Source organism: Wenyingzhuangia fucanilytica, from assembly GCF_001697185.1.
Taxonomy (GTDB): Bacteria; Bacteroidota; Bacteroidia; order Flavobacteriales; family Flavobacteriaceae; genus Wenyingzhuangia; species Wenyingzhuangia fucanilytica.
Genome location: NZ_CP014224.1, coordinates 556,104 through 578,435, shown reverse-complemented (window position 1 = coordinate 578,435; position 22,332 = coordinate 556,104). Strand labels below are relative to the sequence as shown.

19 protein-coding genes are annotated in these 22,332 nt (G+C 32.0%); 7 read left to right on the top strand and 12 right to left on the bottom strand.

Annotated features, from left to right (window positions below):
• Window positions 1-103: 103 nt before the first annotated feature.
• The 4 genes from AXE80_RS02530 (at window position 104) to AXE80_RS02515 (ending at window position 3,967) form a co-directional block, all read left to right on the top strand.
• Window positions 104-1,084: a TRAP transporter substrate-binding protein gene (locus AXE80_RS02530; RefSeq protein ID WP_068824332.1), complete on the top strand. Its 981-nt coding sequence runs from the start codon at window positions 104-106 to the stop codon at window positions 1,082-1,084.
• Between the two features lies 1 nt (window position 1,085).
• Window positions 1,086-1,544, top strand: a complete 459-nt coding sequence (locus AXE80_RS02525; RefSeq protein WP_068824331.1) for a TRAP transporter small permease — start codon at window positions 1,086-1,088, stop codon at window positions 1,542-1,544.
• A gap of 5 nt (window positions 1,545-1,549) precedes the next feature.
• Complete coding sequence (locus AXE80_RS02520) at window positions 1,550-2,851, top strand: TRAP transporter large permease (protein WP_068824330.1); 1,302 nt, start codon at window positions 1,550-1,552, stop codon at window positions 2,849-2,851.
• A 96-nt stretch (window positions 2,852-2,947) separates the two neighbouring features.
• Window positions 2,948-3,967 carry a LacI family DNA-binding transcriptional regulator gene (locus AXE80_RS02515; RefSeq protein ID WP_068824329.1) on the top strand — a complete coding sequence of 340 codons (1,020 nt, stop codon included), beginning with the start codon at window positions 2,948-2,950 and terminating at the stop codon, window positions 3,965-3,967.
• A 31-nt stretch (window positions 3,968-3,998) separates the two neighbouring features.
• Here the strand turns inward: AXE80_RS02515 and AXE80_RS02510 are convergent, their stop codons facing one another.
• From AXE80_RS02510 to AXE80_RS02470, 9 genes are all read right to left on the bottom strand, one after another.
• Complete coding sequence (locus AXE80_RS02510; RefSeq protein ID WP_068824328.1) at window positions 3,999-5,189, bottom strand: aspartate aminotransferase family protein; 1,191 nt, start codon at window positions 5,187-5,189, stop codon at window positions 3,999-4,001.
• Window positions 5,182-6,687: an OstA-like protein gene (locus AXE80_RS02505; RefSeq protein ID WP_068824327.1), complete on the bottom strand. Its 1,506-nt coding sequence runs from the start codon at window positions 6,685-6,687 to the stop codon at window positions 5,182-5,184. Before AXE80_RS02505 ends, AXE80_RS02510 begins: the two co-directional genes overlap by 8 nt.
• Before the next feature lie 131 nt (window positions 6,688-6,818).
• Window positions 6,819-8,567 carry a leucine-rich repeat domain-containing protein gene (locus tag AXE80_RS02500; protein WP_068824326.1) on the bottom strand — a complete coding sequence of 583 codons (1,749 nt, stop codon included), beginning with the start codon at window positions 8,565-8,567 and terminating at the stop codon, window positions 6,819-6,821.
• Between the two features lie 344 nt (window positions 8,568-8,911).
• The gene (locus AXE80_RS02495; RefSeq protein ID WP_068824325.1) at window positions 8,912-10,183 is read right to left on the bottom strand and encodes an adenylosuccinate synthase; all 1,272 of its coding nucleotides are present in this window, start codon (window positions 10,181-10,183) and stop codon (window positions 8,912-8,914) included.
• A gap of 22 nt (window positions 10,184-10,205) precedes the next feature.
• Entirely contained in the window at window positions 10,206-10,646 is a 441-nt protein-coding gene (locus AXE80_RS02490; protein ID WP_068824324.1) for a Fur family transcriptional regulator, read from the bottom strand.
• 81 nt (window positions 10,647-10,727) lie between these two features.
• The gene (locus AXE80_RS02485) at window positions 10,728-12,932 is read right to left on the bottom strand and encodes a RelA/SpoT family protein (RefSeq protein ID WP_068824323.1); all 2,205 of its coding nucleotides are present in this window, start codon (window positions 12,930-12,932) and stop codon (window positions 10,728-10,730) included.
• Window positions 12,933-13,039: 107 nt separating this feature from the next.
• Window positions 13,040-14,272, bottom strand: coding sequence for a M48 family metallopeptidase (locus tag AXE80_RS02480; RefSeq protein WP_068824322.1), 1,233 nt, complete (start codon window positions 14,270-14,272; stop codon window positions 13,040-13,042).
• A 123-nt stretch (window positions 14,273-14,395) separates the two neighbouring features.
• Complete coding sequence (locus AXE80_RS02475) at window positions 14,396-15,193, bottom strand: TrmH family RNA methyltransferase (RefSeq protein WP_068824321.1); 798 nt, start codon at window positions 15,191-15,193, stop codon at window positions 14,396-14,398.
• A gap of 26 nt (window positions 15,194-15,219) precedes the next feature.
• A complete protein-coding gene (locus tag AXE80_RS02470; protein WP_068824320.1) occupies window positions 15,220-16,023 on the bottom strand; it encodes an HAD family hydrolase in 804 nt (267 codons plus the stop codon).
• Between the two features lie 219 nt (window positions 16,024-16,242).
• Here AXE80_RS02470 and dnaB point away from each other — a divergent pair, with 219 nt between their 5' ends.
• The 3 genes from dnaB to AXE80_RS02455 all read left to right on the top strand — a co-directional run bounded on the left by dnaB (window position 16,243) and on the right by AXE80_RS02455 (window position 19,131).
• Window positions 16,243-17,766, top strand: a complete 1,524-nt coding sequence (gene dnaB, locus AXE80_RS02465) for a replicative DNA helicase (RefSeq protein WP_068824319.1) — start codon at window positions 16,243-16,245, stop codon at window positions 17,764-17,766.
• An 81-nt stretch (window positions 17,767-17,847) separates the two neighbouring features.
• On the top strand, window positions 17,848-18,489 hold the full coding sequence (locus AXE80_RS02460; RefSeq protein ID WP_068824318.1) for a GDSL-type esterase/lipase family protein: 642 nt from the start codon (window positions 17,848-17,850) through the stop codon (window positions 18,487-18,489).
• A 102-nt stretch (window positions 18,490-18,591) separates the two neighbouring features.
• Window positions 18,592-19,131 (top strand): pyridoxamine 5'-phosphate oxidase family protein, encoded by a 540-nt coding sequence (locus AXE80_RS02455; RefSeq protein ID WP_068824317.1) that lies wholly within the window; start codon window positions 18,592-18,594, stop codon window positions 19,129-19,131.
• A gap of 31 nt (window positions 19,132-19,162) precedes the next feature.
• Here the strand turns inward: AXE80_RS02455 and AXE80_RS02450 are convergent, their stop codons facing one another.
• The 3 genes from AXE80_RS02450 to AXE80_RS02440 all read right to left on the bottom strand — a co-directional run bounded on the left by AXE80_RS02450 (window position 19,163) and on the right by AXE80_RS02440 (window position 22,274).
• Entirely contained in the window at window positions 19,163-20,176 is a 1,014-nt protein-coding gene (locus tag AXE80_RS02450; protein WP_083194473.1) for a ThuA domain-containing protein, read from the bottom strand.
• A gap of 106 nt (window positions 20,177-20,282) precedes the next feature.
• Complete coding sequence (locus tag AXE80_RS02445) at window positions 20,283-21,224, bottom strand: glycosyltransferase family 2 protein (protein ID WP_068824316.1); 942 nt, start codon at window positions 21,222-21,224, stop codon at window positions 20,283-20,285.
• 9 nt (window positions 21,225-21,233) lie between these two features.
• Entirely contained in the window at window positions 21,234-22,274 is a 1,041-nt protein-coding gene (locus AXE80_RS02440) for a quinone-dependent dihydroorotate dehydrogenase (protein ID WP_068824315.1), read from the bottom strand.
• Window positions 22,275-22,332 lie beyond the last annotated feature (58 nt).

Genomic DNA, 22,332 nt, shown 5'->3' with positions numbered 1-22,332 from the left:
TTTATATAAAGAGATAATATTGAACTTCAACATATTATAATCACCTTATAACATCGTAATTAATAAAAAAATCATCATTTAAATTTATAACAAGACAAAACTCATGCGACTTAAAACAATCTTATATTGTTTGTTTTTCATTCCACTATTATTCGGATGTAATGAATTAACAAAAAAAACCAAAACCATTAAACTAGCTCATGGTTTAGATACAAAGCACTCAGTTCATATTGCCATGCTTAAAATGAGTGATGATTTATACAAATTATCAAACGGAACATTAAAAATTAATGTCTATCCTAGTCAACAACTTGGAACAGAAAGAGAATGTTTAGAGTTACTACAAATTGGTAGTTTAGAAATGACTAAAGTATCTGCAGCGGTTTTAGAGAATTTTGCGCCTAAAATGAAAGTATTAGGATTGCCTTATTTATTTAGAGATCGCGAACATACTTTTAATGTATTAGACGGTGAAATTGGTCAAGAATTATTAGATGATGGAATTCAGTTTTGGTTAAAAGGTTTAGGATATTATGATGCTGGAAGTAGAAGTTTTTATAGCAAAGACAAAGCTATTCACTCTCCCGAAGATTTAAAAGGATTAAAAATACGTGTGATGGAAAGTGTTAGTGCCATGAATATGGTTCGTAGTCTTGGTGGTTCTCCAACACCTATTTCATGGGGAGAATTATACACTTCATTACAACAAGGAGTGGTGGATGCAGCTGAAAACAATCCTCCTTCTTTTTATTTATCTAGACATTACGAAGTTTGTAAAAATTACACCTTAGATGAACACACTGTAGTTCCAGACATTCTTGTAGGAAGTACTCACTTTTGGGATGCTTTAACCGAACAAGAAAAAGAATGGGTTAAAATAGCTATCAAAAACTCTGTGAAGTATCAAAGAGAACTTTGGTTAGAAGCCGAAAAAGAAGCCCTTACTGAAGTTGAAAAAGCAGGAGTTAAAATTATTAGACCTGACAAAACTTTATTCTCTGATATGGTAACTCCTATTTATGATGAAGTAAAAAAAGACCCTGAAGTTTATAAATTAATTCAACGAATTAAAAACACGAAGTAAAATGGAATTAAGAAAAAAAATAGATAAAACACTAGGTACTGCCTTAACGATTATCATGGGATTGATGGTTATTAATGTGTTATGGCAAGTATTTTCAAGATTTGTCATCGGATCTCCTAGTTCTTTTACGGATGAATTATCTAGATACTTAATGATTTGGGTCGGAATTTTAGGTGCTGCATATGTATCGGGTAGAAACATGCATGTTGCTATTGATGTAGTTCCTTTAAAAACAGGTCCTGCTACTCAAAAAAAATTAAGAATATTAGTTTTTATTTTAGTGATACTTTTTGCTTTTGCTGCCATGGTTGTTGGTGGATTAAGATTGGTATACATTAGTTTTTTACTTGGACAAACCTCTCCAGCATTACAAATACCACTGGCTTTTGTATACGCAGTAATTCCTGTAAGTGGAGCATTAATTATTTATTATAAAATTACAGACCTTTTAAGATCATAAATATTATGGAATTTTTACCAGAATTAGTATTAGTAGTAAGTTTTCTGATCTTACTAACCATCGGAACACCTGTAGCTTGGAGTATTGCCATTTCTTCAGTATTAACAATGTTGGTAAGCATCCCTGTGATGCCTGCATTAACAACTGTTTCCCAAAGAATGGGAACAGGATTAGATAGTTTTTCTTTATTAGCAATCCCTTTCTTTGTATTGTCTGGACAGTTAATGAATAAAGGTGGAATTGCCCATCGATTAATTGCTTTTGCCAAAACATTAGTAGGTTCTTTACCTGGTGGTTTAGCACTTATTAATGTTATTGGAGCTATGCTTATGGGAGCTATTGCAGGATCTGCAATGGCATCTGCATCTGCAATGGGAAGTATCTTAGGTCCTGAAATGGAAAAAGAAGGATACTCTAAAGAATTTGGAGCTGCGGTAAATATTACCTCATCAACTACTGGGTTAATCATCCCTCCTAGTAATGTATTAATTGTATATTCTTTAGCTAGTGGTGGTGTTTCTATTGCCGCATTGTTCTTAGCAGGGTATGTTCCTGGAATCTTAACAGGATTACTTTTAATGCTTGTAGCTTCGTTTTGGGCAAAAAAGAAAGGATATAAATTAGGAGAGCGTAGTACTTTAAAACAAGTATTTAAAACTTTTATTGATGCCGTTCCTAGTTTATTATTATTAATTATTGTGATTGGTGGAATTGTAGTAGGAGTTTTTACAGCTACCGAAGCTTCTGCAATTGCGGTGCTATACACATTCCTTTTAGGGATTATTTATAAAGAAATTAACTTAAAAAGCTTACCAGAAATTTTATTAGACTCTTCTTGTACCACAGCTATTGTAATGTTGTTAATTGGAGCTTCTATGAGTATGTCATGGGTAATGTCTTTTGAAAACATTCCTCAAGATATTAGTAATGTACTATTAGGAATTAGCGATAATAAAATTGTTATTCTAATCATCATCAACCTTTTATTATTATTTGTTGGAGTGTTTATGGATATGACACCTGCTGTATTAATTTTTACTCCTATTTTCTTACCAGTAGTAACAGCTTTAGGAATGGATCCAATTCACTTTGGAATGATTATGGTTTTAAATCTAAGTATTGGATTATGTACTCCTCCTGTAGGATCTGTACTATTTGTAGGGATTGGAGTTGCAAATACTACTATCGATAAAGTTATCAAACCATTATTGCCTTTATTTTTAGCCATGATAGTTTCTTTATTCCTTGTAACTTATTTCCCTTCTTTAAGTTTATGGTTACCAGGTGTATTTGGTTTATTAAATTAACCTCTTATTTTATCTTTATAAATTAAGTAAAACTAAAAATTATAATATGTTTATAATTTTTAGTTTTACTTTACATTAAGATACCCCCTAATTAAAATGAAAAAAAAGACAACTATTCATGATATTTCTAGAGCACTAAAGATTAACAGTTCTACTGTCTCTAGAGCGCTGAATAATAGTCCAAGAGTTTCACAAAAAACAAAAGACTTAATTCAGAAAAAAGCAGCTGAATTAGGATATCAAAAAAATATTTTAGCCTCTAACTTAAGAACCAATAAAACCAACACTATTGGTATTATTGTACCTAGAATTTCTAGAAACTTTTTCTCTTCTGTAATTTCAGGAATAGAAGAAACCGCTTATAAAGCAGGATACAATGTAGTTATTGGACAATCTTTAGAAAGTTTTGAAAGGGAACAACAACTGGTTTCTACCTTACTTTCTAACCGTGTAGATGGATTGTTAATTTCTGTTTCAATGGGAACAACTAATTACGATCATTTACATAATTTTAAAAACAATGGTGGACCTATTGTCTTTTTTGATAGACCTATTGTAATGGGTGATACGCCAAACATTGGTATTGATGATTTTGATGCTAGTTATAAAGCTACAGAACACCTAATCAAAAATGGTTGTAAAGATATTGTACACTTTTCTGGATTTCAAAAAATTGAACTTTATAAACAAAGAATGCAAGGGTATATTACCGCCCTAAAAAATCATAACATTCCGATTAGAGAAGAATATATTTTAGAGTCTCAACTTTCTGAAGCTGATGGTATTGAATTGGCTAAAAAAGTACTGAGCTTACCAAAAGTAGATGGTATATATTCCTCTAATGACACGGCAGCCATTAGTGCTATACAATTCTTTAAAAAAGAAGGTTTAAAAATACCAGATGATATTGCTATTGTTGGTTTTAACAACGACACAATATCTGCAGTAATCGAGCCTGGTCTAACAACGGTTAATCAACCTGATGTTGAAATGGGAATTATTGCCTCTTCATTATTAATTGAATTGATTAAAAAAACAATCGAATCCCCAGCAGAACATTCTAAAACTTTAGGGACTGAGTTGATTATAAGACAATCTTCTCAAAAAAGAAAATAAAAAAAGAGGATGAAAATTTCATCCTCTTTTTTTATGCGGTAATCTCATCAATAACCTTTAATATTTTAGCACAACCTAATTTAATTTCCTCGTCAGAAATGGTTAGTGGTGGACTAATTCTTACTGCTCTCTTTTCAAACAACAAAAAGAACAACAATAAACCTTCGTCCATACATTTTAAAACAAGGTCCGCTGCTATAGTGGCATTTCCCATCATTAAAGCCAACATTAGTCCTTTTCCTCTAATTTCTTTGATAGCGGAGTGCTGTAAACAATCTTTAATCAATTGTTCTTTACGCAAAGCCTCTTGCATTAAGTTGGTTTCTGTAATTTCTTTAACTGTTGCCAAAGCGGCAGCAGCAATAACAGGATGTCCTCCAAAAGTAGTTACATGTCCTAACATAGGATTTTGTTTTAACAAACTCATATGCTCATAACTACTAATAAAAGCTCCTATTGGCATTCCTCCTCCCAAACCTTTTCCTGTAATCACTATGTCTGGAACACAATTGTATTGTTCAAAACCAAAAAAAGTTCCTGTTCTCCCTATTCCTGATTGTATTTCATCCAAAATCAACAATGCTCCAACCTCATCACATCTTTTACGAACTTTTTCTAAATAACCATTTTGAGATACTATAAACCCTGCTCCTCCTTGTATGGTCTCCAAAATTACCGCAGCAGTATCTGTGGTGATTTTAGACAAATCTTCTACTTTGTTATAGGTAATAAATTTGGTTCCCGGAATTAAAGGTCTAAAAGCCCGGTTTTGCACTTCTGCACCACAAACACTCATAGATCCTTGTGTATTTCCATGATAAGCATTTTTAGCGGCTATCACCTCTGATCTTTTGGTGACTCTTTTGGCTAATTTTAAAGCTCCCTCCGTGGCTTCTGTTCCAGAGTTAACCAAATACACAGAATTCAAGTTTTGGGGTAATAAATCAACCAAAAGCTTACAAAGTTCTGTTTGTGGTTGTTGTACAAATTCTCCATAAACCATTACATGAGTATAAGTATCTACTTGATCTTTGATGGCTTTAGAAACTTTAGGATGATTGTGTCCTAAACTATTGGCAGAAACCCCAGCGATAAAATCTAAATAAGCCTTGCCTTGTACATCATACACATAAGAACCTTTTGCACTAGCAACCTCTATCATTAATGGATGAGGAGATGTTTGTGCTTGATGTTTAAAAAAATCTTCTCTTAAATTAGTCATGAATAAAAATATCTTCTTTGTTTAGCGGACGCTCACTACCCCTCCAAATAAATCCTTTTAGCAAAGCTTGATCTTCTGGAAATTGCGAGGGCGGATAAGTTTTCCCTTCTGGCATTTTTAAAAACTTGATGGTTTCCATTTTATTATCCTTTAAAGAAAAAAGAATATTACTGCATTCCATTTTCATGATAGCTGTTAATTCTTTAGTTTCTTCGCTCCTAGCGTAATTAATTACAGCTCCATTTCCTTTTACCAAAAGTGTAGACAGTTTTTGTTCTATAAACTTTCCAAACATGTCTTTCCCTTTAATTTGATTATATCCTTTTACACTATCTTTTTGAACAATAAATGCATGCTTGATAATCTTTAAAGAATCTAATTTTTTGGTGACTTTATCACTTAACAAACGAATACTATCTCCTGTAATTTGATTTTCTTCTGACCATAAAATAGGATTGGTAAATAATTCTGTAACTCCTTCTTCTTGATGGGTTACCAAGGAATCGCATTTTCCACTTAAATCCGATTTAAAAAACTTTACATGATGATAAACTTTCATCAATTTATTGTTTTCTTTTCCTGTAACAGATATTGTATCTCCATGAATGTACATTGAATCTTTATCTATAATAGAAATAGCCAATGGTCTTTTATAAACAATCATAGAATCTTTTCTTCTATAAATTTCTCCATAATCACCTTTAACCACAATTTTGTTTACAGTATCTGTAATGATTAAATTTCCTGTACCCGAAGCAAAATCATTGGCTTGATTGTAATATAGACTATCTCCTTTAATTTCGTTGTCTTGATGATAAATCACTGAGTTTTTTAACAAATAGCCTAAAGATAATCTGGTATCATATATACCTCTTTCTGTATACAAATCACTCTCCTTATTATTAATAGTAGAAGGCCCATACAAATATGATTTACCTGTTTCTGTATAATAATCTAAATGCCCTGTTTTTAAATCCATATCTGGATTGACAACTTTTACATTTTGTTTAGCAGTTAGTTTTTTATCATTGGCAAAATACTCCCCAATTTGACTAGTCAAAGTATTTTCTTTATTCACAATTTTCCCAAAACAATCATAACTCAATACTTGGGTTGCTCTATTAAAATGAAGAGTATCTGTAGTTAAGATCATATCTTTATCCTTAACTTTTACAGTTCCCCAAGACAGTGCTTTTTGAGAGTCACCATCGTATTGTAAATGATCGCTATACTGCCTAATGGTATCTCCTTGATTAATTACAACATCACCATAGGCGTATAATCTATTTTCTTGCCTATAGTACAAAGCTTTTTTACAAGTCATTAAAGCTCCTTGATGTGACACGCGAACTTCACCGTTTAAGACCAAAGCATTTGGATATTGCTTTTGATCTGCATAAGTTTGATTGGCGTGTAGCACTTTTATTCTACTAGCTTGAGCCATTCCTAAAAAAGGAATAAGCAAAAACAATAATTGGTGTTTAATTGATATTTTCATACGTAAACAAAGATACTCTATTCCATTTATTACAGAAATGTTTGTTGTGCTATTGAATATAAGTTTATTCTATAAAAAAAGTCCGTATCAGTAATTACTGATACGGACTTTAATATATTAAAAATAATTATTTACTTTTTAATAATTCTCTCAACATAAATATTATTATCTGTAGTAACTTTTAATAAGTAAACTCCAGAAGATAAAGAAGATAAATCTACAGTATTTGTAGTTGCAGATAAAACAACTTTACCTGTAACACCTATAATTGATGCTGAAATAACATCTACATTCTGAATTGTAACTACATCTTCTACTGGGTTAGGGTAAACATTAAATTCTGCAGCAGAAATAAGTTCATTACTTAAACTACCAGCTTCTGTAAACGTTCCAAAGTCACTCCACCCTGAAGCATTACTATATGCTGTTGCCGAAGCAGATGTTGGAGCAATTAACGTAACATTTGACAAAGTAGTAGACTGACTTTGTGTTTGTGTTGGTAACGTAGGTGGTGTTTCTGCAGCCATCTCTAAAGATGTTAAACCTGGTAATCCACTAAAAGAAGTATTATAAAAAGTAGTTGCAGAGGCTCCCAACTTAATACTTGTGATGTTATTGTTAAATACAAAAACATAAGTTCCTAATTCTTGTATTGCTGGTAAATCTAAGCTTGTTAAACCATAGTTACGGCTTAAACAGTTAGACCCCGAAGTTACTAAATTTGATAAATCTAGACTAGAAACACCCGTTTCTCTTAATCCAGAGGTTTCAATTTCTGTAATATTCTCTGTATTTATGGTTGCTAAATTAGTTGCTTGTAAAAAAGCAGATTCACCAATTTTAGTAACAGAACTTGGTAGTGAAACAGAAGTAATAGTTGTATTTTCCTTAAAAGCATCAGTTCCAATAGCTGTTACTGAATATGTATCATCTCCATATACAACAGAAGAAGAAACAACTATTGCTGCTAAAGATGCATTTGTGGTTCCAGCTACTTCCGCCTCATAAGGGCTTTGAGATGTAATTGTATAGTTATAATCTCCAACGGTAAACCCATCTCCAACTGTTAAAACAGGAACGTAGTCTGCTAAAGTACCTTCTACAACATCAAAACCACCCCATACGGCACTAGCTTCATATGCTGCTAATGTCCCATCTGGAACAAATAATTTAATGGTTGAATGATCTTTATATCTAACAAAATTAGTAATTGCAGCACTATAAGGTGTTGTCCAATTTACCTGAATAGCATCTAAATTACCATATCCACCTAAGTTAAGATTTCCAATGCTTGTTACAGAGCTTGGAATATTAATCGTTTCAGGCCCGACATTTGGCAAAGTATTACCACTTGAATTGTAAATAGCTCCTGTACCAATAGTAGTTAACGTAGAAGAAAATGTATATTCAGTAATAGATGTACATCTGTTAAAACAATAGTCTCCAATGCTAATTACTTTCTCCATACTACCAACATCAGACAAAGAACCACAAACTACAAAAGCTTTAAGGGCTAATACTTCAACATCATCTAGGTTAATGGTTGTTAAATTAGATACAGTTCCGAATGCAAACTCCTCCAAAGTAGTTACACTTGATGGTAAACTAACAGTTGTAATAGTTGCATCACTTTCAAAAGCATTAGCTCCAACTGCTACCACACTATATGTAGTAGAAGTACCTGTATCTTCAGCAGTTGATGGAATCACAACTGATGAAACCGAAGCACCTGAAAAACCTGTTACTTTCGCCTCATTAGGAGCTACACTTGTAACTTCGTAAGCATAATCTCCTACTGTGTAGGTATCACCTACCGTTTGTGCACTTGCAAACGAAATCGCAAAAAGTGCTAATGATAAAATTTTTAATGTTTTTTTCATAAAAAAAGTTTTAGTTAATTAAAGTTTAGTTTGTTAGTCAAATTAACAATATTTCAATCCGAAAAATTATAATTTATCATTCAAAACCTTTAAAATAATACTCATTTTATTAAAAAACGCCCTATTTTACTACTATTCCATAAATTTCCGAACAATTATTATAATAATAACAATAAAAAAATTGTGATAAACTTTAAATCAAAAATGACTTTCTAAATACATTAAAATCGCCAGCTCTATTTATATTAATTCTTTATAAAAACGTTAACCTTACAACTTAATATGTATAAATAAAAAAACCTCATCAAAAAAATGATGAGGCTTTTTATTATATAAGTTTAAAACTATCTTTCAATAGTTTGTTTTCTATCTGGTCCTACAGAAACAATCGTAATTTTAATACCTGTTCCTTTTTCAATAAAGTCAATATAGTCTAATAAAGCCTGTGGTAATTGATCTTCTGAAGTCATTCCAGTTAAGTCTTCTTGCCAACCTGGAATTTCAGTATAAATAGGCTTTACATTTTCTGGCTCAATATTATATGGGAAATGTTCTATAACTTCTCCTTTATATTCATAAGCAGTACACACTTTTAATGTTTTAAAACCTGATAATACATCAGCCTTCATCATATTTAATTGTGTAACTCCGTTTACTTGACAAGCATACTTTAAAGCAACCATATCTAACCATCCACATCTACGTGCACGACCAGTAGTAGCTCCAAACTCATGACCAACTTTAGCCATTGTAGCTCCATCTTCATCAAATAATTCTGTTGGGAAAGGTCCAGAACCTACACGAGTAGTATAAGCTTTAAAAATTCCATAAACCTCACCAATTTGGTTAGGTGCAATTCCTAAACCAGTACAAGCACCTGCTGCTGTAGTATTAGATGAAGTTACAAATGGATAAGTTCCAAAGTCAACATCTAACAAAGAACCTTGTGCTCCTTCGGCTAAAATGGTTTTATTATTTTTAATAGCTTGGTGTAAGTACTCTTCACTATCAATAAAAGTTAATTTTCTTAATTCTGCTACACTAGCAAAAAATTCTTCTCTTAAAGCATCCAAATCATATTCTAATTCTACATTGTAGAAATCTAACATGTTAATGTGCTTTTGAGTTAAGGTTTCAAAAATTTCTTTCCAGTTCTCTAACTCAAGATCTCCAACACGCATACCATTACGTCCTGTTTTATCCATATAAGTTGGACCAATACCTTTTAAAGTAGAACCAATTTTATCTTTACCTTTTGCTTTTTCAGATGCAGCATCTAACAAACGGTGAGTTGGTAAAATTAAGTGTGCTTTTCTAGAAATTAATAACACATTCTTGAAGTCAATATCAAACTGAGATAAGTTTTCAATTTCCTTGTTAAAAATAACAGGGTCTATTACCACTCCGTTACCAACAACATTTACAGCATCTTTATGGAATATTCCAGAAGGAATTGTGTGTAAAACATGTTTGTACCCATCAAAAATCAAAGTGTGTCCTGCATTTGGACCTCCTTGAAAACGAGATATTAAATTGTAGTTTTGAGTTAAAACATCAACTATTTTTCCTTTACCTTCATCACCCCACTGCAAGCCTAATAATAAATCTACCGCCATTTTGCTTTCTAAATGTATAATTCTAATTTTCTTTCTTGGTTCCGTAAAAATATAGAGAGTGTTTATGAATCTCTACGTTAAATACGTCTTCTATTGTTTTCTTTATGGTTTGTATTCTTGGGTCGCAAAACTCCACTACTTCACCATTGTCTAAAATCAAATGATCGTGCTGCTTGTCAAAAAAACTTTTTTCGTAATGTGCTTGGTTTTGTCCAAACTGATGTCTTCTAACCAATCCACATTCTAATAACAACTCAATAGTATTGTAAAGTGTTGCTCTACTTACACGATACTTTTTGTTTTTCATATTGATGTATAAAGATTCAATATCAAAATGTTCTTCTAAATCATAAATCTCTTGTAAAATAGCAAAACGTTCGGGTGTTTTACGATGCTTGTTAGTTTCTAAAAACTTAACAAACACATTTTTAACGATTTCTTGATTTTTCTCTTTAGTATCCATGACTAGGTTGTTGTTTAAAAACAGCAAGATGCAAATTTATACTTTTATTTGTTTTATCTTGTTAAAAATAAGGGCTTTTTTTTAAATAATACGTTTTATACGCTTCACCCCTTTTACACCTTGTAACTGCCCTGTTATTTTTTTTAGTTTACTTTTGTTATTAACAGTAATTGTAAATTTTCCTTCGAACAAGCTTCCGTCTCCAGAAATACTTAAACTATTAATGTTTACTTGATTGTTATTAGAAATAACTCTTGTTATATTTCCTAGCATTCCGGCGCTATCCTCACCTGTAATGCTTAAGGTTACTTTAAACTCTTGTTTGGTTGAATCTACCCAATTGGCCTTCATAATTCTGTAGGCATAATTAGACTGCATACTGATGGCGTTTGGACAATTGTTTTTATGAATTTTGATTCCCTCATTTACTGTTAAAAAACCAAAAACTTTATCTCCCGGAATTGGATTACAACATTTAGACAAGGTATATTCTAAACGCTCGTTATCATTTCCAAACAGAAGCATATCATAATTGGTAGACAATACTTCTTTCTTTTCTATTTTAGATGGATCAGATTTTGTTCTACGGAACAATTTGGCAAAAGCACTGGTTTGCTGATTTGCAAAATTTCTTATTTGCGTATTGTCTATCGTTCCAACTCCTACTCTATAAAATAAATCAAAAGTTGTTTTAAGCTTAAAATAGTTAACCATTGAGCCTAAATTCTTGTCTGTTGGCTCAATTTTTAAATGACGTAATTTTCTTCTTAAAACTTCACGTCCGTAATCAGCTACTTTTCTTTCCTCTTCTTTTAAGGCTTGACGGATTTTTGTTCTCGCTCTGGCTGTAACAACAAAAGTTAACCAACGTTCTGATGGTTTTTGATTTTCGGATGTAATCACCTCTACCTGATCACCACTATTTAATACCCTGTCTAGCGGAGTTAACTTACCGTTTACTTTTACTCCTCTACATTTTAGACCTACATCTGTGTGAATACTAAAAGCAAAATCTAAAGCAGAGGCTCCTTTTGGCAAAGATTTAATATCTCCTTTAGGAGTAAACAAAAAGATTTCTTTAGAATATAAGTTTAATTTAAAATCTTCTACAAAATCCACAGCATTCATACTGTGATTCTCTAAAGTATCTTTTAATTTATTTAACCAAGATTCTAAACCACTTTCGTTAATATCTCCTTGCTTATATTTAAAATGAGCAGCATATCCTTTTTCTGCAATCTCATTCATTCTTTTAGAACGAACCTGTACTTCTACCCAACGCCCTTCTGGCCCCATTACAGTAATATGTAAAGCTTCGTACCCTGTTGTTTTAGGTTGAGAAATCCAATCTCTTAAACGACTAGGATTAGGTCTATAATTATCTGTAACAATAGAATATATTTTCCAAGCATCAAATTTTTCGTTTTCTCCTACGGAATCATATATAATACGAATGGCAAACTTATCGTAAACCTCTTCGTACTTTACTCCTTGAGAAAGCATTTTTTTACGGATAGAAAAAATAGATTTAGTTCTTCCTTTAATTTCAAAATTAAATCCTTGTCTTTCTAAAGCTTCACTAATTTTAGAAGAAAAATTTTCTATATAATCTAACTGATTGTCCTTATTCGCAATGATTTTTTGAGCTATAGAATTATAAACTTCTGGCTCAGTATATTTTAAACCTAAATCTTCTAACTCACTTTTGATGTTAAACAACCCTAAACGATGAGCCAAAGGAGCATATATATATAAAGTTTCTGAGGCTATCTTAACTTGCTTATGTGGTGGCATTGCATCCATCGTTTGCATATTGTGTAAACGATCTGCAATTTTTATTAAAATAACACGAACATCATCATTTAGCGTTAGCAACATTTTACGAAAGTTTTCTGCCTGAATAGAAGCCATTTGGTCTTTACTCATTCTAGAAATCTTTGTCAACCCGTTTACAATTTTGGCAATTTTCTCACCAAACAAACGCTCCATATCTTCTATGGTGTAATCGGTATCTTCTACAACATCGTGTAACAAGGCAGCAGCAATAGACACTGCGCCCAACCCTATTTCTACAGCAACCAATTTAGCTACTGCAATAGGATGATAAATATAAGGCTCTCCTGTTTTTCTTCGTTGCTCACTATGTGCTTCTACAGCTACATCAAAAGCTTTACGTATCAATTTTTTATCATCATCTGATAAATACTGATAGCTATCTTTTAAAAGATCTTTATACCTGCGCGTAATTTCTTTATTTTCCGCTTCTGCATCAATTATATAGCCCATAAACCGATTATTTTTTAAACAAAAATACCGATGGCATTTTTAAAATACCATCAGTAAATTGCTATGTATCTTCTTAATAAATATACTGTTTTTTAAGAGAAAAACGACTATTTTTTTAAATTCAATATTCGTTGTAATAAGGTTGGATGTGAATAGTGAAAAAACACATTCCATTTATGTGGAGTTAAATTACTTAAACTGTTTTTAGACAATTTTTTAAGAGAAGAAATTAAATGTTTTCCCTCATAAGTTTCTTTAGCAAAATCATCTGCTTGATACTCAAATTTTCTAGAAATCATATTCATAATAACCCCTGTAATTTCTGAAATAGGGCTGTACAAAATTCCAAAAGCCAACATTCCTATATGAAAACTACTACGCTCCACTCCAAAAGCATCTGCTAACAATGGATTTCCTAATAATTTACCTAAAATAAATAACGTAAATCCTGTTAAACACAAAGATGCTATCATATTAAAAGTAGTGTGTTTTCTTTTGTAATGCCCAACTTCGTGTGCAAATACGGCTACAATTTCTTCTTCGCTTAAATCATTCACCAAAGTATCGTACAATACAATTCTTTTTTTAGGTCCAAAACCTGTAAAATATGCATTGGCTTTGGTAGATCGTTTAGATCCGTCTATCACATAAATATTAGCTAATTTAAAACCCTGATCGGCTGCATAAGATTTTAATTTATCTTTTAAAGTTCCTTCTTCTAAAGGTGTTTGCTTATTAAACAAAGGCACTATTAAACTTGAGTAAAACATGGTTAAAAAAACGGTAAACACCGAGAAAACTAACCAGGCATACCACCAAAAATTTTGCTCCATTTTACTATACAACCAAGTAATTAACAACAATAATCCACCTCCTAACACCAAAGTCATTAACAATCCTTTAATCTTATCAATCACAAATAATTTTTTAGTGCTTTTGTTAAATCCAAACTTCTCTTCAATAACAAAAGTATGATAGTAACCAAATGGAATTTGAATAATAGAACTAACCAAACCTATAATTCCAAAAAACACAAGTGTTTGTAACAAACTATTTGAGGTGATTTGTAAAGACCAATGTTCTAATAATGCTACTCCATCTAATAAAAAGAACAACAAAGTAATAATAAAGGTAAACAAGCCCGAAAGGGTTGAAAACTGATAGTTTGCCATTTTATACGATTGTGATTTTTCATAAGCTTCTGCATCATAAACATCACTCAACTCTTTAGGAATAGGATCGTTAAAATGTTGTGCATTTACAAAACTGATGATTTCATCTTTGATAAAATTGATCACAATTAAAGCGATGATAATGATAAATAAAATACTTCCTGTCATATTTTGGTTGTTGGTTGTTGGTTGTTGGTTGTTGGTTGTTGGTTAAAGAACTACGATTTTTTTACTTTACTATGTTACAAATCCTTAACTACTGTATTCTTAACTCCTCTTTACTCAATACTTTTACTTAAAATTACGTTGCCTTTTAGCTTCGTACATTAAAATCCCTGCCGCTACAGATACATTCATAGAATCTATTTTCCCTAACATAGGAATGATAATTTTTTTATTGGCATTGTTTAACCACTCATCAGAAAGTCCCACTGCCTCTGTACCTACTACTAAGGCCGTTGCTTTGGTAAAATCTTGCTCATGGTAATATTCTGAATCTTCTTTTAAAGCCGCAGCATAAGTTGCGATATTTTCTTTTTTTAGATATTCTAAAATTTCTTGTGTAGTTCCTGTCGCAATTTGTGTAGTAAACAAACATCCTACACTTGAACGAATAATGTTCGGATTAAACATATCTGTTTTAGGGTTCGCAATTAAAACAGCATCTACATTAGCAGCATCGGCAGTTCTTAATATAGCCCCTATATTTCCTGGTTTTTCTGGAGCTTCTGCCACCATAATTAATGGTGTTTGGGTGTTAAATTTTAAATCTTTTAGTGCTAAAGATTTGTCTTTAACCACTGCTAAAACCCCTTCGGTAGTGGCTCTATAAGCAATTTTCTCATACACTTCTTTACTAACCTCAATATATTCGTTTGCAGCAAATTGGTTAAGATCAAAATCTTGAGGTAACAATGCTTTGTAATAAAATACTTGTTGAATTTGATATCCTCCTTGCATAGCCAAACCTAACTCTCTTCTACCTTCAACAATAAAGGTTCCCGATTGTTTTCGTGCTTTTGATTTTTCACCAAGAACCACCAAAGATTTAATGATACTATTTTGAACACTACTAATTTGCTTGTGCATGTTTATTTTAATTTGATGCGAAAATACTAAAATCCTTCTATCAACTGTTTCAAAACAGATTCTACTCCAAAATGATTATTAGATAACGTTCCATAATTAGCAATTTTCTTTACATCCGGATGAGCGTTTTCCATAGCAAAACTAAACTTTGCTTTTTTTAACATTTCAACATCGTTTTGATAATCACCAAAAGCCATTGTTTCCTCATCAGTAATTCCATATTGCTCTTGTATGCGCTCCAAAGCATTTCCTTTGTGATTTGCTGGCAAAGCTATATCTACCCACAACTCTCCCGAAACCTTAATTTGCCACTCTCCTTCTATATTTTTTAAGTAAGGATATATATTCGCTTCGGAACCATCGTAGTGACATAAGGCAATCTTTAAAAAGTCATCCTTAGGTAATTCCTCAAAAGTATCTATCAACTCATACTCACTATAATATTCTGTTACAATATTTTTAAATGTTCCTGAGTCTTTTAAAAAATAAGCCCTCTTTTTACCACAAAGAATAATATGTGTATTGGGTATTTGCTGTGCTACTTTTATCAACTGTTTGATGTCTTTCTCCTCTATAGCATTTACAAATAACTCTTGCTCATTTTCCATTACATAAGCACCATTTTCGGCTACAATAGTAATATCCTCTTTAATACTTTTTAATTTATCTAAAATACTGTGATACTGTCTTCCGCTTGCCGCTACAAATTTTATGTTATTAGCCTTTAAGATTTCAAATTGCTCAAAAAACAAACTGCTTACTTGATGTTGGGAATTTAATAAGGTTCCGTCCATATCGGAAACAATTAGTTTTACTTTAGATAAATCCATGTTTTTTACTTTTATTTCTTTTTGCTAAAATACACTTTGTAAAGGGTTGTTTTTATTAAAATATAATGAAGTTTTTAATAAAAAAACGCTGTGTGTATTGCTTAGGCTAGATTCCTAAAAACTTATCAACAAAATAAAAAGTTGTTAACAGATTTTGTTCAGAAATTAACTTTCATTTTTTTATTAAAAAATCAGAATATCGATTAAATTTGCTCTTCTATGGAACAAACAAAAAGCTTTTCGGGAAAAAAAATTGACAAGAGTAAAATCATCAATTTAGCACATGGAAAAATTCCTCCACAAGCAGTAGATATGGAAGAAGCTGCACTTGGAGCCATGATGATTGACAAAAAAGGTATTGATACCGTTATTGATATTTTGCACCCTGATGCTTTTTACAAAGAGCAACATCAAGCTATTTATGCTGCTATTCATACTTTGTTCCAAAACTCTGAACCTATTGACTTATTAACAGTTTCTAACCAATTAAAAAAGGATGGAAAACTGAATATGGTTGGGGGTGATTTTTACCTGATTGGATTGACTCAAAAAGTTTCTTCATCAGCCCATATTGAATTCCACGCTCGTATTATTTTACAGAAATACATTCAACGCCAATTGATTACTATTTCTAGTGAAATTATTGAACAATCATATGATGAAACTGCCGATGTTTTTGATTTACTAGACATGGCAGAAACCAAATTCTTTGAGGTTACCCAAGGAAACTTAAAAAAGAGTTCTGAAACCTCAGACTCTTTAGTAAGACAAGCCCTAAAGAAAATTGAAGAATTAGGAGGTAGAGAAGGAATGTCTGGATTTGCTACCGGATTTACCAAATTAGATGCCTTAACTTCTGGTTGGCAACCTTCGGATTTAATTATTATTGCAGCACGTCCGGGTATGGGTAAAACCGCCTTTGTAATTTCTATGGCTAAAAACATGGCTATCGATTTTGGTCACGGAGTTGCCGTATTCTCTTTAGAGATGTCATCTGTACAGCTAATTACCCGTATGATTTCTTCGGAAACAGGTTTGTCTTCAGAAAAATTAAGAAAAGGAACCCTAGAACCGCATGAGTGGGAACAATTAAACGTAAAAGTTAAAAACTTATCCGAAGCTCCTATTTTTATTGATGATACACCTTCGTTATCTATTTTTGATTTACGTGCAAAAGCTCGAAGGTTAAAATCGCAACACGATATTAAAGTTATTGTAATTGACTACTTGCAGCTGATGACTGCCGGTGGAGCGGCTGGAGGAAACCGTGAACAAGAAATTTCTATGATTTCTCGTAACCTTAAAGCCTTAGCAAAAGAATTACACATTCCTGTAATTGCACTGTCTCAGTTATCTCGTTCGGTAGAAACTCGTGGAGGTAGTAAACGTCCTTTATTATCCGATTTACGTGAATCTGGAGCGATTGAGCAAGATGCAGATATTGTATCATTTATTTTCCGTCCAGAATATTATGGAATGACTGAATGGGATGATGATGATCATAGCCCATGTGAAGGTCAAGGAGAATTTATTGTTGCCAAACATCGTAACGGTGGATTAGACAATATTAGATTAAAATTTACAGGTCATTTAGCAAAATTCTCTGATTTAGAAGATGATTTTGGAGGTCAACTAGAATCTTCTATGAACAGTAGTTTTAACGATTTATCTAGCAGTATCAATCCAGCAGATGCTTTTGATGCTCCTGTAACTCCAGACGATGATGATGATGTTCCTTTTTAATAAAAAAAACTTCTAAATAACACTTTAAGCCTCTTATTAATAAGAGGCTTTTTTTATATTTGAAAGGCTTAAACTAAACATATGATTCTTTTAAAAAAACAACTATTCATCATTAGTGCCATATTAATATTTAACATCAATGTCTTTGCTCAAAAAAAAGTAGCTTGTATTGGTGACAGCATTACTTTTGGAGCAAGAATAGAAAACAGAGAAGAAAACTCTTATCCTGCTCAATTACAAAATTTATTGGGAAATGAATGGTTAGTTGAAAACTTTGGGAATAGCGGATCTACCCTATTAAAAAAAGGAAACAAACCTTATTGGAATCAAAAGGAGTTTAATAACGCTATAAACGCTAATCCGGATATTGTAATTATCAAACTAGGAACCAACGATACCAAACCTGACAATATAAAATTCAAAAAAGAGTTTGTGGACAACTATGTTGAATTGATCAATATTTTTAAAGAACTTCCTTCTAAACCTAAAATTTATATTTGTTTACCTGTACCTGCATTTCCAGGAAATTTTAAAATAACCAATAAAGTATTGGTCTCTAAAATAATTCCTAGAATTAAAAAAATTGCTAAAAAAACCAAAGTTGATTTAATAGATCTTTATACTCCTTTAAAAAATGATGCTGCAATGTTTCCTGATAAAATTCACCCTAACAAAGAAGGAGCAGCCAAAATAGCTGATATAATTGCCAAACAGTTGTTATAAAATATTTTACAAGCTACTCCAAATAGTGAAAGAAATCATTTAAGAACAAACATTAATACAGATAATATCCTCAACACTAGGATACTTTTAATCATCAAACAAATGGGAAAAAAATTCACAGAAATAGCTCCTGATCTACAAGATTTTATAAAAAATCAAAAAATATTTTTTGTAGGTACGGCAGCAGAAACAGGAAACGTAAATGTATCTCCTAAAGGAATGGATGCTTTTAGGGTAATTCATCAAAACAAAATTGTTTGGTTAAACTTAACTGGTAGCGGAAACGAAACGGCTGCTCATTTATTAAAAAATGATAGAATGACCATTATGTTTTGTGCCTTTGAAGGAAAACCTATGATTTTAAGACTCTATGGTACCGCTAAAATGTATCACCCTAGAGATAAAGAATATCAAGAATTTATAGATTTATTCCCAACAACTCCTGGATCTAGACAAATTATAGAAATGCAAGTGGATCTAGTTCAAACTTCTTGCGGATATGCGGTTCCTTTTATGGATTATAAGGAAGATAGAACTGTTTTAAAAGACTGGGCTCAAAAACAAGGACAAGAAAAAATTGAACAATATTGGACAGAAAAGAATTCTGTAAGTATTGATGGATTTGAAACAAAAATCAACTAAGAGTATTTCTTAGTTGATTTTTGTCAACTCATTATTTTTTTAGCACAAAAGGTCTACTCGACGATTTATCTTGAGTAGAAAAATCACTTGGAATTTCTTGAGTTACTTTTCCTGTAGCTACCCATTCTACACCTCGTGTAAACGAAGTTATAAATCCTACACTTTCAAAAGATACAGCATCGTGTCCTAAAATAGTATTAAACACTTTTCCCTTTCCGTATTCAGTTACAATAAAAATAGGTTCATGTCTATTTGTTGGTGCTTTTTTACTTTGATCTTTTCCAGTAGCCAAAATAGTCATGTTCTCAGCTGGCCCTCTTAACTTGGCATAACATTCATCTGCTGTAGTTAACCAAACTTTTGGCATTCCTTTGGTAATAGGATGATTGTTTTCTCTTATGGTTACAGGAAATTCATGTCTACTTCCATGAGATCCTGCTTTACCTGGAGCATTATCTACAATTTTCTCTCCATCATTATTATAATACACATATGGTCCGTTAGTTTCATCTCTACCTCCCCAACCTCCAAGGCCAATCATTTTATTATAATCTAACCATTCTGGAAAAGAATTGTTAGCAGCATGTACAGAAACAAAACCTCCTCCTTTTCTAATAAATTTTTCAAAAGATTTTTGAGCTTTTTCTGACCAACTTGCAGCCTTCCAACCAAAGTTTGATACTACTACATCGTATTTTCTGAATTTAGGACAAAAATCAGGGTCTTGTTTTGGAGATTTTACCAAAGTTGTTTCTTTTTCAACACCGGCTAAGGGTAAAAAGTCTTGTTCTCCTTCTGCCTTCCACAAATATTTAGTTCTTTCAATATCTACTTTAAATAAACCTGTTTCTTCTAAATATTGCTTCATCATAATGGTAGACTTTGGCCACACACCATGATTATTTTGCCCATCAATAATTAATACTTTTATTTTTTTAGGTGGTTTTGCATTTTCTGTTAAAGAAACTTGATTGCTATAGGTTTTGGTAGATAAAATCAATAAGGTAAAAAACAGCCCTAAAGACAAAAACTTTTTATAATTCATAATGAAAGGATATTAACGTTATAACATCACAATATAAGAAGCCTTTTGTTTTTTTCTGTTTAAAAAAACGCAATGAAAAAATTCCAACAACCAAGAGAAAAACTCTTTATTTAAAAAACATCGATTTTAAAAAACCTAACCCATATCCGGCCATTTGAACCAAAGTAGTAATGATAGATAAAAATGCTACTGTTATGTTTTTATTCACAACCAAAGAAGTCATAAACAACAACATAAAATACAAATAGTACAGACTGATGAATTCCCATTTCCCCATCATAAAAAGGATGGATGACAATATGAATCCAACAATAAAAACACTAGGAAACCAATAAGTAAGTTTAGCCGTTCCTGGAAACTTTTTATTTAACAAAGGCCTAGCGCTTCCAAACTTAAAAGTTTGTTTGTAAAAAGCATCTAACGAAGTTCTTCGTTTATGATACACAAAAGCTTTTTCTATTAACTGGGTTTCAAAACCGTGTTCCCACAACCTAAAAGATAAGTCTATATCTTCTCCTATTTTCATGGTAGAAAAACCGCCTGTACTCTCAAAAGCTTTTTTTGATATTCCAAAGTTAAAACTGCGTGGCTGAAATTTCCCTACGCCTTTTTTCTTTCCTCTAATCCCCCCAGTTGTCATCATAGAAGTCATAGAAAAATTAATGGCTTTTTGTAGAGAAGTAAATGTAGGATGTGCTGCATCAGGTCCACCAAAAGCGTCAGTGTAATTAGCTTGTAGTGCTTTTTTAACTTTTTTTAAATAATTTGCTGGTACCAACACATCAGAATCTAACACTACAAAATAATCTCCTTTGGCGTGAGACATTCCATAGTTTCTTGCCATTCCTGCTCCTTGATTATCTGTTAGGAAATACTGAATATTTAAACGATCTCGGTAACTTTCTATAATCTCTTTAGCATTGTTATCAGACCCATCTTCTACAATGACAATTTCAAAAGGTTTTGAATAATGTTGTTTGGTTAAGCTATACAACAATTCATCTATCTCTTCTGGACGATTGTATAAAGGAATGATGAAAGAAAACATAAAAGTTTTTTAAGAAGATTGTAAAATGGCTTTGTTTATTTTTTTAACCAAAGATGGCCCTTCATAAATAAACCCAGTATAAACCTGAACCAAATCGGCTCCTGCAGCTATTTTTTCTAAAGCATCTTCTGCAGAATGAATTCCTCCTACTCCAATAATTGGGAATGCTTTGTTTGATGTTTCTGCCAAATATTTAATGGTAGCTGTACTTCTATCCTTAATAGGTTTTCCGCTCAACCCTCCATTTCCAATTTCTTGTAATCTTTCTTCAGTTGCTTTTAATCCTTCTCTATTAACTGATGTATTAGAAGCAATAACCCCATCAATCTTGGTTTCTGCAACTATCTCTATAATTTCATCAAGTTGATTTGGATTTAAATCTGGCGCAATTTTTAACAAAATAGGTCTTAACTCCTTTTTAGTCTTATTGATTTTTTGCACCGCAGCAATCAATTCTAACAAATAATCTTTATCTCCTAATTTAGCATGACTACTTACGTTAGGACAACTAACATTTAATACAAAATAATCTACATGAGGGTGTAAAGCTTCAAAAACTTCACAATAATCTTGAGTGTATTGTTCGGTAGGGATATCTGTATTTTTTCCAATATTTCCTCCAACAATAACTTTTCCTTTGTTCTTTTTTAAATTCTGAATAGCAGCCTCAATTCCATTATTATTAAACCCCATTCTATTGATAATTCCATGATCATCTTTTAAACGAAACAATCGCTTTTTAGGATTTCCTGCTTGTGCTTTTGGAGTAACAGTCCCTATTTCTATAAAACCAAAACCGTAATCAGCCAACTCATTAAACAGCACCGCGTTTTTGTCAAAACCTGCAGCCAATCCTACTGGATTTGGAAAAGTAATTCCAAATAACTCTCTTTCTAACTTTGTGTCTTCAACTTTAAACATACTTCTAACTATAGAAGACACCCCAGGGATTTTAGACATGAATTTAATCATGTCAAATGTAAAATAATGAACTTTTTCTGGATCGAATTGAAAGAAAATAGGACGGATAATAGCCTTGTATAGACTCATGTGTTTTGACTTTGTTTTGTTGGTCGCAAATTTACGAACTTTATTTCATTCCCTTTGT